The sequence below is a fragment of the Brevundimonas lenta genome, assembly GCF_014196335.1.
GTDB lineage: Bacteria > Pseudomonadota > Alphaproteobacteria > Caulobacterales > Caulobacteraceae > Brevundimonas > Brevundimonas lenta.
On record NZ_JACIDM010000001.1, the window covers coordinates 788661 to 805642 of the forward strand.

Annotated in this window: 13 protein-coding genes; 3 read left to right on the top strand and 10 right to left on the bottom strand. The window is 69.3% G+C overall.

Features of this window, described 5'->3' with window-relative positions; all coding sequences use genetic code 11:
- The first annotated feature begins 81 nt into the window (after window positions 1–81).
- Both GGR12_RS03965 and arsC read left to right on the top strand, forming a co-directional pair.
- Entirely contained in the window at window positions 82–483 is a 402-nt protein-coding gene (locus tag GGR12_RS03965; protein ID WP_183203081.1) for a hypothetical protein, read from the top strand.
- Window positions 480–833, top strand: coding sequence for an arsenate reductase (glutaredoxin) (arsC, locus tag GGR12_RS03970; protein ID WP_183203082.1), 354 nt, complete (start codon window positions 480–482; stop codon window positions 831–833). The genes GGR12_RS03965 and arsC overlap by 4 nt, the downstream gene beginning before the upstream one ends.
- Here arsC and GGR12_RS03975 read toward each other — a convergent pair.
- The 8 genes from GGR12_RS03975 to GGR12_RS04010 form a co-directional block, all read right to left on the bottom strand.
- A complete protein-coding gene (locus tag GGR12_RS03975) occupies window positions 830–2029 on the bottom strand; it encodes a patatin-like phospholipase family protein (RefSeq protein ID WP_221212194.1) in 1200 nt (399 codons plus the stop codon). The two genes, arsC and GGR12_RS03975, sit on opposite strands and share 4 nt — an antisense overlap.
- A 127-nt stretch (window positions 2030–2156) precedes the next feature.
- Window positions 2157–2537 carry a response regulator gene (locus GGR12_RS03980; protein ID WP_183203083.1) on the bottom strand — a complete coding sequence of 127 codons (381 nt, stop codon included), beginning with the start codon at window positions 2535–2537 and terminating at the stop codon, window positions 2157–2159.
- Window positions 2534–5086 carry a response regulator gene (locus GGR12_RS03985; protein WP_183203084.1) on the bottom strand — a complete coding sequence of 851 codons (2553 nt, stop codon included), beginning with the start codon at window positions 5084–5086 and terminating at the stop codon, window positions 2534–2536. Before GGR12_RS03985 ends, GGR12_RS03980 begins: the two co-directional genes overlap by 4 nt.
- Window positions 5087–5148: 62 nt before the next feature.
- Complete coding sequence (locus GGR12_RS03990) at window positions 5149–6795, bottom strand: carboxylesterase/lipase family protein (protein WP_183203085.1); 1647 nt, start codon at window positions 6793–6795, stop codon at window positions 5149–5151.
- Window positions 6792–8117, bottom strand: a complete 1326-nt coding sequence (locus tag GGR12_RS03995) for a spinster family MFS transporter (RefSeq protein ID WP_183203086.1) — start codon at window positions 8115–8117, stop codon at window positions 6792–6794. The genes GGR12_RS03990 and GGR12_RS03995 overlap by 4 nt, the downstream gene beginning before the upstream one ends.
- A 62-nt stretch (window positions 8118–8179) precedes the next feature.
- Window positions 8180–8881 carry a TetR/AcrR family transcriptional regulator gene (locus tag GGR12_RS04000; protein WP_183203750.1) on the bottom strand — a complete coding sequence of 234 codons (702 nt, stop codon included), beginning with the start codon at window positions 8879–8881 and terminating at the stop codon, window positions 8180–8182.
- 70 nt (window positions 8882–8951) lie between these two features.
- Window positions 8952–10541, bottom strand: a complete 1590-nt coding sequence (locus GGR12_RS04005; protein ID WP_246328721.1) for an AMP-binding protein — start codon at window positions 10539–10541, stop codon at window positions 8952–8954.
- Window positions 10542–10628: 87 nt separating this feature from the next.
- The gene (locus tag GGR12_RS04010; protein WP_183203087.1) at window positions 10629–12803 is read right to left on the bottom strand and encodes a TonB-dependent receptor; all 2175 of its coding nucleotides are present in this window, start codon (window positions 12801–12803) and stop codon (window positions 10629–10631) included.
- A gap of 208 nt (window positions 12804–13011) precedes the next feature.
- On the opposite strand from GGR12_RS04010, the gene GGR12_RS04015 reads away from it, so the two are divergent.
- On the top strand, window positions 13012–13920 hold the full coding sequence (locus GGR12_RS04015; protein ID WP_183203088.1) for an SDR family NAD(P)-dependent oxidoreductase: 909 nt from the start codon (window positions 13012–13014) through the stop codon (window positions 13918–13920).
- Here GGR12_RS04015 and GGR12_RS04020 read toward each other — a convergent pair whose 3' ends face one another.
- Window positions 13921–15318 carry a carbohydrate porin gene (locus tag GGR12_RS04020; RefSeq protein ID WP_183203089.1) on the bottom strand — a complete coding sequence of 466 codons (1398 nt, stop codon included), beginning with the start codon at window positions 15316–15318 and terminating at the stop codon, window positions 13921–13923.
- A 4-nt stretch (window positions 15319–15322) separates the two neighbouring features.
- Complete coding sequence (locus GGR12_RS04025) at window positions 15323–16873, bottom strand: CoA transferase (RefSeq protein WP_183203090.1); 1551 nt, start codon at window positions 16871–16873, stop codon at window positions 15323–15325.
- Between the last annotated feature and the right edge of the window lie 109 nt (window positions 16874–16982).

The window sequence follows — 16982 nt, forward strand, 5'->3', positions numbered from 1 at the left end:
GGCTCGGGTGCAGAAAGCGGTGCTGATTGCGCCTTTCGAGTCGAGCAGGCTACGGTCGCCGCGAGTGAGGAAGGACAAGCGATGCTCAGGATCATTCTTGGAATTCTGGCGGGCGTGGCGGTCGCGATGGTCCTGGTGATCTGCCTGGAGCTGGCGGGTCACGCGGTGTTCCCACCGCCGGCGGGACTGGATCCGTTGGACAAGGCGGACCAGGCCCGACTGATCGCCATGATGCCGCTGGGCGCGGCCCTGACAGTCGTGAACGCGTGGCTTCTGGGATCATGGGGCGGTGCCGCCGTGGCGGGACTTATCTCGCGCCGCATGTGGCCGGGCTGGGTCATCGCGGCGCTGATCGCCTGCGGAGGTCTGTACACGGTTCTGACCATCCCGCACCCGCTGTGGATGCAGGTCGCGGCGGTTGCGGCGCCATTGATCGGCGGGTGGCTGGCGATGTTTTTCGGGCGGCGTATAACGGCGCGATGACCTTTCCCGTCACCATCTTCCACAATCCGAACTGCGGCACGTCGCGCAATGTGCTGGAGATGATCCGCGCGGCCGGCCACGAGCCGGAGGTGGTGGAGTATCTGAAGGCCGGGTGGACGCCGGGGGCGCTGAAGGCGCTGCTGGACGAGGCCGGGCTGACGCCGCGCGAGGCGCTGCGGACGAAGGGCGAGCTGGTGGCCGAGCTGGGCCTGCTGAAGGACGGTGTCGGCGAGGCGGCGATCCTGGAGGCGATGATCGAGCATCCGGCGCTGGTCGAACGGCCGCTGGTGAAGACGCCCAGGGGCGCGGTGTTGGCCCGCCCGAAGGAGCGGGTGCTGCACATCCTTTAGGGGACGGTGACCGCTGCAAAGCCGGGCGGGGCCTTGTCCCAGACGTAGCCGGCGGTGGCCATCTGCCGGGCGCGGTCGAACAGCTGGCTCATGTAGACCGGGTCGAACTCGGACGTTTTGGGGACCGTGAAGTCCGCCGGGATGTAGGCGAGATTGTAGTCGAGGCCGTCGCGGGTGGCGGTCAGATAGATGCGCGTCAGGTCGCCGACGCCCTGGGTCTGGATGAGGGACGAGACGGCGCGGTTGGCGATCGAGAGGGTGCGGCGGTCGACGCTGGCCCAGTCGGGATCGAGGCGCGAATTGCGGATGATGTAGAGGTGGCGGGTGCGCACGGCGTCCTCCCGGGCGGCGAGTTCGCCGAGGTGGATGCTGGGCGGGTACATGAAGACCTGCCGCGTCGCGCCGCCGTCGACGTGCATCTCCTGGTACGACTGCCCGCCGGCGGTGACGTCGAACATCTGCGGCGGGAAGGCGCCGGGGATGGAGGCGGAGGCGAGGATGATCTTGCGGAACAGCGGCAGGGCGGCCGGGTCCCGGCTGCTCGCGATGGCGCCCATGTTCCAGTAGACCGGCTCGCGGGCGTCGAGGTTGGTCGTGCCGATGACCAGCAGGCGGCCGTGGGCGTATTCCACCGCGATGGCGTCCAGCAGCTCGCGGGTGACGTAGCGCTCGACCAGATGCGCCATCGGCGCGGTGTCGGCCATGGCGTCGTCGAACAGGGCGGCGGTGAAATCGCGCGGGTGGAAGATGTCGCTGTCGGAGACCCCGGTGTAGGTCTCCTTCAGGATGGGATCGTACCGGGAGCCGAGGAAGGCGAAGGGGGCGATCAGGGCGCCGGTGCTGATGCCGGTGACCAGTTTGAACTCGGGCCGGGTTCCGGATTCGGTCCAGCCGGTGAGCAGCCCGGCGCCGAAGGCGCCGTCGCCGCCGCCGCCGGAGATCGTCAGGAAGCTGACGGGCGGCAGGGGGCCGGTCTGACCGCTTTCGCGGCGCCACGCCATCTCGCGCCGGAGGGACTGGAGCCCTTCCTCGGCCAGGGGACCGGGGTCGCGGTCCGGGAAGAAGCGGGCGTTGGGGATCGCGACCTCGGCCTGGGCCGTCAGTTCGCTGGGCACCGCAGGCATGCGCACCGGGGTGGCGCAGGCGGCGAGCTGGAGCTGCAGGACCGCGGCGGCGCCGAGGAGGAGGCGTCCCATGGTTTTCCGGAGCGATGGGAGGGGCATGGGAGCCTCACGCATTACGGGTACTGGCCCGGACGGTGTCGCCGGAAGCGGCGCGATCCCATCCGGTGCAACCCGGAGGCATGGGGGAAATACCCCAGGGTCAGGCGCCGCTGAGGACGTCGCGGACCTGACCGGCGAGGGTCATGGGATCGAAGGGTTTGGTGATGACGCCGACCGCGCCGAGCCGGACCCATTGCTGGACCTCGCTGCCCTGGGTGCGGGCGGTCATGAAGATGACGGGGGTGTCCTCCAGCCCCGCGATACGCCGCAGGCCCTCCAGCGTGCCGGGTCCGTCGAGGCGGGGCATCATGACGTCGAGCAGGATGACGTCGGGGCGCAGGCCGGCGCTGAGGAGATCGAGCGCCTCCTCGCCCGAGGCGGCGCTGGTCAGGTCGATGGTGGGGTCCAGCTCCAGCGACATGGCGGCGACGTCGCGGATGTCGTCGTCATCATCGACGTGGAGCAGCGACAGGGGCTTCATGGCGTGGGGACCTCCTTGCGCGTCAGGCGGCGTACGGTGCGGGCCAGGGTCGACAGCGAGGTGCGGGATTTGACCAGAACGGCCTGGACGCCGCTGAGCATGGCGGCGTCGGTCTCCTGGGCCGAATAGACGACGACCGGGATGGATGAGCCGTCAGCGTCTTGCAGGTCGCCGAGGAGTTCGATGCCCGAACCGTCCGGAAGGCCGAGGTCGAGCACGACGAGATCGGGCAAGGGGGCCGCCAGCACCTCGCGCGCCTCGCCCAGCGAGCCGGCGATGACGACCTCCGCCGACTCGCCCAGGGCGGAGGCGGTGAGGCGCTGGATGTCGGGGTCGTCCTCGACCAGCAGGACCAGCGGACGCCGCTCGTTGAGCCGGACCAGGATGGCGCCGACGGCCTCGCGCAGGCGGTCGGTCTCGAACGGCTTTTCCAGCCAGTCCAGCACCTCGAGCGAATAGCCGCGCGCACGGCCGCGGGCGACATCGGCGGAGACGACGACGACCGGCAGATCGCGCGTGGCCCGCTGGCTGCGGAGGGCGCGGATGAGGCCGATGCCGTCGGCGTCGGGGAGCTGAAGGTCGACGAGGGCGGCGGAGTAGGAGCCGGTGCGGGCGGCGGCGAGACCCTCGCGCGCGGTCGGGGTCACGTCTGCGCCGAAGCCGTCCTCGGCCAGCATGGTGCGCAGGACTTCGGCCGCGTCGGCGTCGTCCTCGACGATGAGCAGGCGGGGGCCGTCGCCCTGGATCACATCCTCGGCCCCGGCCGCCAGCGGCAGGTCGAGGTGGAAGGTGGCGCCTTCGCCGACGCTGGACTCGAACCACAGGCGGCCGCCGTGGCGTTCGGCGATCTCGCGGGCGATGGCGAGACCCAGGCCGGTGCCGCCCTTGGCGCGGGTGTCCGAGGCGTCGGCCTGGGCGAATTTGGAGAAGATGCGGGCGCGGAATTCCTCCGGCACGCCGGGACCGTTGTCGCGGACGCTGAGGCGGACGATGCGGTTGGCGGCTTCGACGACGAGGAGGACCTCGCCGCCGGCGGGCGAGAATTTGATCGCATTGGACAGAAGGTTGACGACCACCTGGATCAGCCGGTCGGCGTCGCCGCGCACCGGGCAGGGCGTGCCGTCGCGCATGGTCACCGTCACTTCGAGACCGTCGGCCATGCCCCGGACGCTTTCGATCGAGCGCTCGGCGACGTCGCGCAGATCGAGGGGCTGGAGGTCGAGCGTCATCTGGCCCGACTGGATCTTCTCGATGTCGAGGATGTCATTGATCAGCCGGACGAGGCGTTGGGTATTGGCGTGGGCGATGCCGATCAGCCGCGATGCTTTCTCGGGCAACTGCCCCGCCGCGCCACCGGCCAACAGGCCCAGCGAGCCGGCGATGGAGGTCAGGGGGGTGCGCAGTTCGTGACTGACGGTGGAGACGAACTGGGTCTTCATCTCCTCGATCCGCCGGCGTTCGGAGATGTCGCGCACGGCGGCGAACATGCAGTGGCCCTCGGTCAGCTCGACCGGGCTGAGGGAGACGTTGGCGGGGAAGGTGGAGCCGTCCTTGCGGATGCCGGTGAGGTCGCCGACGAGGGTCAGGTCCAGCATACCGCGCCGGTTCTTGAGCCGGTCGACCATGTGGGCGTCGGCGGGACCGGTGACGTCGATCAGGAAGGTGACGTCCTTGTCCTCCATCTCGGCAGCGGACCAGCCGAACAGACGTTCGGTCGCCGGGTTGACGGTCTGGATCGCCGCCTTCGAGTTCAGGACCATCAGGCCGTCCTGGCTGCTGTCGAACAGGGCCTCCTGGCGGCGGACGGAGGAGGTCAGGCTGGCGAGCAGGTCGTTGCGGGTGCGCAGGGAGCGCCAGATGACGAAGGCCGAGACGGCCAGCAGGACGGCGAACAGCATCATCAGCCCGGCCAGGAAGCGGCCGGTCTGGGTGGAGCGATCGATGGAGGCGTCGCGCAGGTCGCGGAACGAGATGGCTTCGTAGGCGGCCATCTCGCCGACCAGGATTCGGATGCGGTCCATGGTCGTCTTGCCGGTGCCCGTCAGGGGGTTTCCGGTGACGCCCCGCCGCTTCATGTCCTCGTACCGGTTCAGACTGCCCTGGAGGGCGGTCCGCTTGAGGGCGATCAGGGCGCTGAGCTCGCGGAGCTGGGCGGCCTGGCGCGGCTGGTCGGCGAGCAGGCGGGACAGCAGCACCAGCTGGGGATCGAGCTGTTCGAGCGCATTGCTGTAGACGTCGAGGTATTCGGGATTGCCAGTGACGATGTAGCCGCGCTGGCCGATCTCGGCGTCCTGCATCAGCGAGAAGACGCGCAGGATCTGGGTCTGCTCGTAGTGAGACTGTTCCAGCGCCGCCTCGAGCCGCCGTTCGCGGGCCAGATCGCGGACGAGTTCGTAGCTGAGCATGGCCACGAGCAGCGCCGTCAGTACGGTCGCGAGGCCGACGACCACCAGCGATTTGCTGACGATCGCTCGCCGCAGCATGCGCCGGAAGAACGACGGGGAAGGCTCCTGGCCCGGGCTCGCCGGCGAACTATGCGAGACGCTCATGGATGGCGAACGCCACCGCGCGTGCAGGGTTCACCGGCGAGCCCGGCCGGACGTGGTTACCGTCAGTCGCAGCCCGGGGCGGCGGCCGGCAGGACGGGCGAGGCGAGGCCCGCATTCCAGTTCCACGCCATGGTCCCGTCGGCCTTGCGGCGGCACATGGCGCGTTCGTGCAGGGCGTACATGCCCGGCATCAGACCGGTCTCCATGACCGGACCGTCGCGGAACGCGATGTAGGCGCCCGAGGCGTCGTACGGGGTCCACGCCGGAGCATCGGCGGCCTGGGGCCGGCCGGTGCGGGCGAAGCTGGTCCAGTAGTCGACCATGGCGGCGGACAGGGCGGCCTCTTCCGCGGTCTGCGGGATCTTCGGCCAGAGCGGCGGCGTGCGGTCCAGAAGGCCGAACATGTAGGGCAGTTCGGCGGCATGGAAGGCGTGCAGGCCGGCGCTGTCGGAGGCCGGATAGCCGTGGTCGAACAGGTAGAGGAAGGAGGCCTGGCCGCGGGCGGTCTGGCTGCGGGCGAGGCGTTCGGCGGTCCAGCCGTAGAGGGCGTCGCGGCTGGCGGCGATGACGCTCTCCTCCATGTCGGTGGAGGGATAGAGCCGCAGGAAGTCGTCGGCGAGGTCGCCGTAGCGCTCGCGGATGACGCGTTCGTATTCCGCGGCGCCGGCGGGCGGACGCGGGGCCAGCATGCGGAGCGAGCGGATCTCGCCGCTGTTGAAGCCGGCGAGGATGGGCACGGGCGCCTGTTCGCCGCGATCGAAGATGTCGACGAGCTGGCCGGGCAGGAGCTTGCCGTCGACGGCGCCGAAGGGCGCGAAGCCGGACATGGCGGCGGTGTTGGTGATCTCCTGGGCGTCCATGGCGCGCAGGACGCGGGTGGACGGCGCCTGGAGGGTGCGGGCCAGGCGAGCGCCGGCGTCCTCGGCGGACGGGGCGCCGAAGCGGGCCTCCTTCAGCTCGGGCGTGGAGATCATGTAGGCGCTCTGGGCGATGGCCTTGTGGAACAGGCCCCGGGCGTAGGGCGAGGCCATCAGATACATGACGCTGAGGCCGCCGGCGGACTCGCCCGCGATGGTGACGTTGTCAGGATCGCCGCCGAAGGCCGCGATGTTCTGACGGACCCAGTGCAGGGCCTGAATCTGGTCCATCAGGCCGTAGTTGCCCGATATACCCTGGGGCGATTCCGCGCTGAGGTCGGGATGGGCCAGCCAGCCGAGGACGCCGAGGCGGTAGTTGATCGAGACGACGACGGCGCCGTCTGCGGCCAGGGTGGAGCCGTCGTACAGCGGCTCCTTGCTGGAGCCGGCGACCAGGGCGCCGCCGTGGATCCAGACGATGACGGGCGCCTTGCCGGCGACGTCGGGGGTCCAGACGTTCAGCGACAGGCAGTCCTCGCTGGTGGGGCCCAAGTCCGACGAATAGATGGTGCGGACCGGCGAGACGGGCTGGACGCAGGCGGGACCGAAGCGGGTCGCGTCGCGGACGCCCTGCCACTGCGGGGCCGGCGCGGGCGGGCGCCAGCGGAGCGGACCGACCGGGGCGGCGGCGTAGGGAATGCCCTTGAACGCGGAGACGCTGCCGTCGGCGACGCCGCGCACGGCGCCCGCAGGTGCGGTGACGACCGGGGCGGTCTGGGCCGAGGCCGCGGCCGGGGCGAGGAGGGCCCCGACGAGGCAGGCGGCGGCGAGGGCTTTCAGCGACGGGGTCATGCGGCGCCTCCGGCCTGACGGTCGTTGCGTCCCAGGACTTTGGCCAGCCACAGGAAGAGGCCGATGGCGGCGAAATAGACCGGGATCAGGGTGTAGAGGGCGATCTGCAGCGAGTTCTCCGGGTGCGTGGCGCGGAAGAAGTCGCTGGCCATGCCGACGTAGGTCGGGCCGACGCCCATGCCGATGAAGTTCATCACCAGCAGCAGCAGGGCGCCGGACATGACGCGCTGGTTGGGCCGGACCTCGCCCTGGACCAGGGCCACCGAGGACGACAGGTAGAAATAGTTAAGGAAGGTCGGGCCGATCAGGAAGGCCAGGGCCAGCGGCCACGACGGGGCCCAGACGAAGGCGATGTAGAAGGGCACGGCCAGGGCCAGCGAGATGGCGGGCAGCATGGCGTAGGCGCGCTTCGACCGGCGGGTGAAGCGGTCGATCAGCCAGCCCGAGACGAAGATGCCGCCGCTCATGCCGATGGCGACGACGAGGGCGTACCAGAGGGCGACGTTCTCAAGCGTCATGCCCTTTTCGCGCATCAGGAACAGGACGGCGAAATTGCCCAGACCGTAGGTGACGATCTGGGTGACGCCGCTGCCGAGCGAGGCGAGGACCAGGGTCGGGCGCGAGAAGAACATGCGCACCGTCTCCCAGAAGCCGGCGCGGGCCGGGCCGTCGGTGGCGGAGACGGGATCCAGGCCGCCGCGCTTCGGTTCCTTGACGATCAGGATCAGGGCCAGGGCGGCGACCAGGCCGACCAGACCGATGACGATGAAGGCCGCGCGCCAGCTGAAGGCCGCGGCGACCGAGGCGCCGAAGGCGATGCCGATGGCGGCGCCGACGGGCGGGCCGAGGTTATAGATGCCCAGCGCCATGCCGCGACGGCCGGGCGGGAAGGAGTCGGTGATGATGGCGTAGGACGGGGGCACGCCGCCGGCCTCGCCGAAGCCGACGGTCATGCGCGCGACGGCCAGTTCGCCGTAGTTGCGGGCCATGCCGCAGGCCATGGTCGCGGCGCTCCAGATGCCGCAGGCGACGGCGACGACGGCGACCCGGTTGGTGCGGTCCGCCAGCCAGCCGACCGGGATGGCGATGAAGCAGTAGAAGAATGCGAAATAGAGGCCGCCCAGAAGGCCCAACTGACTGTCGCTGATGTTCAGCGTGTCCTGGATGGGCTTGGCCAGGATCGACAGCAACTGCCGGTCGAGGAAGTTCAGCACATAGATGAACCACAGGGCCCCGAGGGTGATCCAGGCGCCCCTGCCGACGCCTTGCGGTTTCGTCGTCGGCGGCGCGTCGAGGCCGATGGCGGCGTCTTTCTGGCTCATGGTCGTTTCCTCGGTGATGCGGGCGTCGAGGCCCGTCTATTTTTCGGAGTGACGGAGGGGCGTCATGGCTCCCCCGCCTTGCGCCGTTCAGCGGCGCGGCTGTTGCAGATGCCGACGAAGCCGTGGGCCATGAAGGCGGCCATGCGGGCCTTGATGGCCTCGAAGTCGTCGGACTTGCACAGGCCGCCGGACAGCTGGTCGATCCGGCCGGTGCGGGCGAGCGTCAGGGTCAGGGCGCCGGTGACGAAGTGATAGCCCCAGAAGACGTCCTCCTCGGCGCAGTCGGGCATGGCCTTCTTCAGCAGGCCGATGAGGCGCAGGACGACCGGGTCGTAGAGGCGGTCCATGACCTCGGCGCCCCAGGCCGGGGTGTTGTTGATCTGGGCGCTGAGGGCGCCGAAATGGCGCCAGCCCTCGCCGCCGGTGGAATAGGTGTCGAGGTCGGTGTCGAGGAAGGCGCGCAGGGCGCCCTCGACCGTCGGCTTGCCGTCGACGGAGGCCTCGTAGGCGTCGAGTGCGTCCATGCGGCGGCCGCTGGTGACGGGCGCGCGGCGCGCCATCACCTTGTCGAACACCTCCTGCTTGTCGGTGAAGTAGTAGTGGATCAGCGACTTGTGGACGCCGACCTTGTCGGCGATGTCCTTGATGGTGACCCCGTGCAGGCCGTGCCGGGAGAACAGCTCCTCGGCGGCGTCCAGCAGCTGTTCCAGACTCTCGGCGCGCTGTTCCGCCTTGCGGCGCCGGGGACGGGGCGGGGTGGTCATGACCTGAACCTCGAGGCGGTCCGGCGTCACCGTGAAAAGGCCCGCCGACTCAATGGAGACGGCGGTCATCCTATGCAGCTCCGTAGGTTGCGCGAAGCTGCTGCTTGTTGATCTTGCCGGTTGCGGCGAGAGGCATGGTTTCGACGCGGACGATCCGCTCGGGAATCCACCAGTCCGCGACCCGGCCCTTGAGGCTGGCCTTGAGGGCGCTGTCGTCGATCTGCTGGCCCTGGGCGGGCTCGACGACCATCAGCGGACGCTCGCCCCATTTGGCATCCGCCGTGCCGATGACGGCGACGAGGCCGATGGAGGGGAGGGCGCCGATGATCTCCTCGATCTCGACCGGATTGATCCATTCGCCGCCCGACTTGATCAGGTCCTTGGCGCGGCCGGCGATGGTCAGGTTGCCGGCGTCGTCGATGATCGCCAGGTCGCCGGTGTCGAACCAGCCGTCGGCGTCCAGCGCGGTTTCCGGGGCGTTGAAGTAGCGCTGGACGACGCTGTGGCCGCGCACCTTGAGGTGGCCGACGACGTTGCGCTGTTCGGGCAGGGGCGTTCCGGACGCGTCGGTGAGGAGAAGGTCGAGGCCCATGGGCGGGCGGCCGGCGCCGCGGGCCGCGCCCGGCGTGGTGCTGCGCGGTGAGAGGGTGCCCTGGGGCGACAGCTCGGTCATGCCCCAGCTGGTCTGGACCGTGGCGCCGAGACGGGTCTCCATGCGCTTCATCAGGGTGTCGGGGCAGCTGGAGCCGCCGATGACGACGCGCTGGAGGGTGGGGGTGTCGCCGCCCGCGGCGTCGAGATGATCCAGCAGGCCGAGCCAGACGGTGGGGACGCCGACGGCGACGGTGACGCCGTGGGTCTGGATCAGACGGGCGAGGCTGGCGCCGTCGGTGACGCGGCCGGGCAGGACGAGGCTGGCGCCGACCGCCGGCCCCGCGAACGGCAGGCCCCAGGCGTTGGCGTGGAACATGGGCACGGCGACCAGCACCACGTCCTCGGCGGTCAGGGCGAGGGCGTCGGCCTGCAGCGAGCGGATGGTGTGCAGGTAGTTGGAGCGGTGGGTGTAGGCGACGCCCTTGGGCGCGCCGGTGGTGCCCGAGGTGAAGCAGAGGCCGGCCAGGGCGGTCTCGTCGAACTGACCCCAGGGCGCGGGGCGGCCGGCGGCGATGAGGGCTTCCAGGGGCGTGCCGGCGCCGCGGGTCGAGACGACGCGGTCGTCGGCCTCGTCGAGCACGATGAGATGTTCGAGGCAGGGGCAGGCGGCCATCAGCGCTTCGGCGACGGCGCGCAGGCCTGCGCCGATGGCGAGGACGCGGTCGCCGGCCTCGATGACCATGGCAGTCAGGTGGGCGAGCGTCAGGCGGGGATTGAGCGTGTGGCAGACGAGGCCGGCGCCCATGGAGGCGTACCAGAGCTCGACATGGTGCTGGGTGTTCCAGGCGAGGGTGGCGATGCGATCGCCGGGTGCGAGGCCGAGATCGAGCAGGGCGCCGGACAGGCGGTTGGCGCGATCGCGAAGGTCCGCATAGCCGACGGCGGCGTCGTCATGGTCGCCGGCGGTGATGACCCGGGCTGAGCCGTGCCACTTGGCGCCGTGATCCAGGAAGCGATCCACGGTCAGGGCGTAGTCCTGCATCGGGCTGGGGGTCGGCGCGATCATCCGTGGGGGGCAGTCCAAACAGTTACAGGGGCGCCGGGAAGCCGGCGGCGGTTGCGGGGGCGGCTGTGGGCCGCCCCCGCGCCGGGATCAGAAGGTCCGCATCAGGTTCAGGCCGATCTGCCGCGGCGGTCCGGCGTAACGCAGGCCCGCATTGACGGCGGCGATGTAGGTCTGGTCCGTGGCGTTCAGCGCGTAGGCGGCGAGCGTCCATTCGTCGAGCTGATAGGTCAGCTTCAGATTGACGATGTTGCGCGCCTCCAGCTTGTCGCCCAGGGCCTCGTTGTTGAAGATCGAGGTCCAGGACTCGCCGATGTGCGAGTAGTCGATGCGCGGCGTCAGGATGGCTCCGCCTTCGAGGGCGAACTCGTACTGAAGCCCCGCGTTGAAGGTGAGCTCCGGCGCGTAGCTCTGGCTGTTGCCTTCCAGGTTCTGGCAGTTGCCGGCGGCAGGCCCCGTCTGGGGGTTGCAGGGCAGGCGCGCCAGGCGCGGATCGACGGCGTAGAACTGGCCCAGCTCGGAGCTGGAGAGGGAGCCGCCGACGTCGACGGACCACTGGCCGAAGCGCGCCTGGGCGGAGGCCTCGATGCCCTTCAGCACGGTTTCGCCGTTCACGTTCACGATCGAGTTGAACAGCGGCACCGTCGGGTCGCCGACGATGACCTGGAAGCCCTCGTAGACCATGTAGTAGGCGCCCAGCTGGGTGCGGACGCGACCATCGAACATGGTCGATTTCCAGCCCAGTTCGTAGTCGATGACGTCTTCCGGCCCGAAGGAGCTGGCGGGCACGTAGAAGTTCGGCGCGTTCAGGCCGCCCATCTTGAAGCCCGTGGCGACGAAGCCGTAGACGAAATTGTTGTCGTCGAGCTTGTAGTTGACGCTCAGCTTGCCGGTGGTCTTTTCGGCGGTGACCTCGTCGTTCTGCAGCAGGGTCAGGCCGAAGGCCGGGTAGGTCGTGTAGACGTTGTCGTTGGTCGAGGTGCTTTCCGACCAGCGGGCGCCCAGCTGGATCTGCAGGTTCTCAGACACGTCGTAGCTGATCTGGCCGAAGACGGCCTGGGTCTCCTTCGGCGTCTCGCCGAAGATGTAGTAGTCGACCACGCCTTCGGGGAAGCCGACGTGGTAGGCGCCCTGCGGGAAGGTGGTGACGGGGAAGACCACGTCGTCGTACTGCCAGAAGGCGCCCAGGATCCAGGTCAGGCGCTGGTCGTCCGGCGAGACGATGTTGAACTCCTGCGACCACACCTCTTCCTCGACGCGGTCGTAGAAGGTGTTGTTCAGCGCGCTGGTGCCGTCCAGATCGGTCGAGAATTCGCTGATCCCGTCCTGGTAGCCGGTGATCGAGCGCAGGGTGATGCCGTTGTCGAGCACGTAGCTGACGTTCAGCGACACGCGCGCGGTCTCGTCGTGACCCGAGTGCGGGCCGTTGGCGGTGATCTTGAACGGATCGTTGGTGGCCAGCGCCGGATCGGCCGGATAGCCGCCGAAATCGAGGTTGTTGTAGTCGCCCTTCAGCAGGACGCGGAGGGCCGGCGTCGGGGTCCACAGGACGCTGGCGCGGTAGCTCTTGGAGTCGATTTCGCCCGGGTGGCCCGAATAGGTGCCGGTGATCTCGTGGAAGCTGTCGCGGATTTCGCTGTTCAGGGCGAAGCGCGCCGCCAGGGTGTCGCTGATCGGCACGTTGATCGCGCCCTGCAGCTTGAGGTTCCCGTAGGTTCCGGCCTGGCCCATGACGTAGCCGTTCACGCCGGTGAAGTCGGGGTTGCGGGCGTTGATGAAGACCGCGCCGCCCGTGGCGTTGGTGCCGGCGAAGGTGCCCTGCGGGCCGCGCAGCAGTTCAACGCTGCCGATGTCGTAGTAGGGCTCGGTCTGGAAGTAGCCGGGGAAGACGGCCACGCCGTCACGGTAGGTGGTGACGCCGACGCCGATGGCCGTGGTCGGCTCCGACTTGCCGATGCCGCGCACGTTGAAGAAATTGCCCTGACCGAAATTCTGGACCGTGGTCGAGGGAGCCACGAACTGGAGCTGCTCCAGCGAGGTCACCCCACGGTTCTCCAGGTCCTCGCCGCTCAGGACCGTGGCGGCCACCGCGGTTTCCTGCAGATTGGTGGTGCGGCGTTCGGCGGTGACGACGACGTCGTCAAGCGTGTCGGCCTGTTCGTCCTGGGTGTTCTGGTTCGCAGGACGTGCGTCCTGGGCGTTGGCGGCGCCTGCGGCGAACAGGAGCGCAGCGGCAGACGCGGTTATCCAGAGCTTCCGGCTCATCGGTCATCCTCCTCGATGTTTCCTCGGCGCTCTTCCGGCACCATGGAGGCGACCGTCCCACCGTCACGGTTGGTTGTCAACATTCACTAGGCGGCGGGTGAATATTGACCTTTTGACGAAGATCGCTTCAGTCTGCGCCGCGCACCGCGAAGTATGCGGGCGTCGCCGGTCGTCGTGCGCGGCCGTCGGAATTTCGGGGAAATACGCCATGACGATCGATCTGAGCCATCGCACCGCAATCGTAACGGGGGCCGGCGGCGGCCTGGGCCGCAGCCACGCCATCGCCCTGGCGAAGCGCGGCGCGCGCGTCGTCGTCAACGACCTGAGCCCCGGCGCGGCCGATGCGGTGGCGGCGGAAATCCAGGCCCTGGGCGGCAAGGCCATGCCGTGGACCTGCAGCGTCACCGACCGCACGGGCGTCGAGGACATGGTGCGCGAAACGATCGCCCGCTGGGGCTCGATCGACATCGTCGTCAACAACGCGGGCATCCTGCGCGACCGCACCTTCGCCAACCTGGACCTCGACGATTTCGCCATGGTCATCGACGTGCACGTGATGGGCTCGGTGAACCTGACCAAGGCGGTGTGGCCGCACATGCGCGAGCAGGGTTATGGCCGGATCGTCTTCACGACCTCGTCGTCGGGGCTGTACGGAAACTTCGGCCAGTCGAACTATTCGGCGGCGAAGATGGCGCTGGTCGGCCTGATGCAGACCCTGGCCCTGGAAGGCCAGAAGTACGGCATCCACGTGAACTGCCTGGCGCCCAGCGCGGCCACCCAGATGACCGAGAAGCTGTATTCGCCCGAGGACCTGCGCGGCCTGTCGACGGACCTGGTCAGTCCGGGCGTCGTGGCCCTGGTGAGCGAGAATGCGCCGACGCGGACGATCCTGCTGGCCGGCGCGGGCGCCTTCGAACAGGCCCACATCACGATGACGAACGGCATCCATGTCGGCGATGCGGACGACGCGGCCGAGCAGATCGAGGCGCAGTGGGCGCGGATCGCGGACCGTTCGGGCGAGCAGGTCCCGGAGTCCGGCGCGGCCCAGTACCATCACGAGGTGAACCACCCCGGAAAGCCGGTCCCGGCGCGGGCGCCTGAACGGGTCGACGCCTGATCAGAAGGTGATGCGCGAGCGGACGCTGAGGACGGTGATCGAGTCCCGCGTCGGATAGAGGCTGGGGTTGAGGACCAGCTGCAGCACCGGGGTCAGGGCGAAGTTTTCGGTCAGGTGGTACCGGTAGAAGAGCTCCGCCGTGTACTGGGTTTCGAGGAAGTCGTTCGACGGACTGGTCCAGCCGCCTGCGAATCCGAGCAGGTCGGAAGGCGCGGTCGGCGGGCGCCAGCCGAGGCCGGCGCTGAGGTTCGCGTCGGCCAGCCAGCCGTTCGACCAGCCGCCGCGCACGAACCACATGAAGTCCTCGCCGGCCATGAAGTTGGCGTTGAAGGCGACGCCGTAAGCGCGGGGACTGCCGTCGTTGAGGGCGTCGCGGTACCAGGTGGTGACGTGGAAATTGTTGCGGTCCATCGGGCCGCGGGCGTGGATCGGCATGCCCGCGCCGGACAGGCCGCTCCAGCCGGTTTCGAAGAAATAGAATTTGGCGCTCTCGCCGAAGAAGTCGTCGACGGTCCAGCCGGTGTCGTCGCTGTACGGCGTGAAGATGCCGCCCTTCAGATACAGGCCGCCCTCGGTCGGGAAGCCCGCCGCGACCGCGCCGAAGCCGCGCAGGGGAACGGCGATGGTGGGGCTGGTCGAGAACTGCAGGCTGAGGAACTGACGGTTGTCGTCGAAGAAGGGATAGGCGTTGACGAAGTTCGGCGCGAAGATCTTGCCGACGGCGTACTGGAAGCGGTTGCCGGCGAGATTCTGCCGGATGTAGGCCTGGGTCACGCCGAGGCTGAAGTCGCCCCAGGTGGCCGCGGTGGGCACCCCCGAACCCGCGCCGATGCCGGCCTGGAGCGGGGGCAGGTCGGTGCCGACCGGGCGCCGGTCCTCGATGGCCATGTCGAACATCAGGGCGTCGGGTTCGCCGCGGTTATCGACGGCCCACGACAGGTTGAGGGTGAATTTGCTGCCGACGGCGTCCTGCTGGTCGATGCGGCTGTTGGAGTAGTTCTGCCACAGCAGGCCCCATGAGCCGCCGATGGTCAGGCCGGTGCGTTCGGTCAGGCCCTGCTTCCAGGCGAACCAGGGGGCGAGCGCCGTCTCGCGGCGCGGGCCGGGCGGGCCGTCGGGCTCGAGGTCGCCCTCGACGGACAGGGTGGTCTCCAGCAGCGTGGGGTAGAGCGGTTCGTCATCGTCCGTCGACGGAGCGTCCTGGGGCGCGGCGTCGGGAGCGACGGCTGTCGGATCGGGCGGCGCTTCGGGATCGGGGTGGGTGATCACCGGCAGACCGGCCGCTTCGTCGGCGGGCGCTATGGCGTCCTGGGCGATGGCCGGGAAGGCGGGGAGGAGCAGCAGGGCGAAGGCGAGCGAGGCCCTGCCGACGCCCGTGCGTGGATCGCAGGAACGCATGGGATCAACTCTCCCACACGGGCCGATCGCCGCCGCGCACGCGCAGCAGGGGGGCTGGCCAGCGGCCGGGCGTCCGGGACAGTTTGACCAGTGGCGCCAGGCGGTGGACCTCGCCGTAGCAGGTCGTGCCGGTGATCGTTTCCGGCGGGACCATGCGATGTTCGGGACGGCTGACGTCGACCTCGCGGTTCGGGAAGACGCCGAGGCTCTGGTACCACATGGCGGCGCGCGAGAGGCTGATGCGGACGTGGTAGCTGCCGCCCTCGGTCGCCCGCCGGCGCAGGGCCTCGATGACCCCGGCCGCGCCCAGATAGCCGGCGACATAGTCGTTGAGGACCAGGGTGGGCGGGAAGGCCGGAGCCGTCGTCGAGGTGCCGGCGGCGGGATAGTTCTCGCCGAGCGACGGCTGGCCGCCGCCCTCCAGCAGGGTGAAGCCGGTGACGGTCAGGGCCTCCATGTCGAAGCCGCCGCGGTCCTGCCAGGGCCCGTCCCAGCTGTAGCAGCGCATGGACATGTAGATGACGCCGGGCTTCCGCCGGACCACCTCGTCGACGCCGAAGCCGAGTCGTTCGATGCCGCGGCCGCTGAAGCCCTCGATGAACACGTCGGTCTGTGGAAGCAGGGCCTGGAGCGCCTGTTTGTGCGGGTCCTGGGTCAGGTTCAGCAGGGTCGACCGCATGCCGACGTTGACGTCGGTCCAGATGGCCTCGTGCTCGAACGACTGGTCGCGGACGACGTGCAGCACCTCGGCGCCGTATTCGGACAGGGTGCGGGCGGTGGTGGAGCCGGCGATGACATGGGTCAGGGACAGGGCGCGGATACCCGACAAAGGCTGTTGCGGGTTCGGCGTCCACGGCACCGGCGGCGAGTCGGCCACCTTGACGATGTCGATCAGCGGCCGCGCGCCGAGGTGGCGTCCTTCGGGGTGGGCGGCCCATTCCTCCGTCGAGCGGTGGATGGCGCCGACGGCGCGGTTTTCGGCGAGGGCATCCTCCAGCGCTTCGGCGTCCCAGGTGCGGACCGCGGCGGCGATGGACTCGCGGTTCGGCGTGGCCTTCAGCACGTTGAGCGCGCGGTCGTAGAGGTGCGGATAGGCCCCGGTGATGTTGGCGAAGCGGCCGTCCTTCGTCTCGAACGGCACGAACGACATCGGATTGCCGAGGCCGACGGGCGCCTGCAGCCAGCGGTCGTTGATCAGCGGCACGAAGGAGAAGTTGGCGACCACCGGATCGTCGGCCGGCAGGGCGCCGACCATCACGCGGTGCTGCATGATCAGGGTGATGAGCGGGTTCACCCCGTAGAGGGCCTCGCGCAGATCGATGGCCACGTCCTGGGTCTGGCCGGTGCGGTCCTTCCAGATCGCCGCCGCGCCCAGCGCCGCAGCCGTGGCGGGCAGGGCCATGGAGGTGGCGATGCGGAAGCGGCTGTGGATCAGGGGGTCGGCGCCGGTGAAGCTGACGCCGCCGCCGGCGTCCCCGGGACTGCGCCCGATGTCGGCGAGGAAGGCGGTGAAGGCGCGATCTATATTGAAATCAGCGGCTTGTGCTGCCGCCATGGGTGAGAATTCGGAAGAGATCATGGCCCCGGCGACAGCATATCCGGTCGCCTTGACCACGCTTCTGCGGCTGATATCCAAAATACGCCCTCCGGCCCCCGGCGAGCTG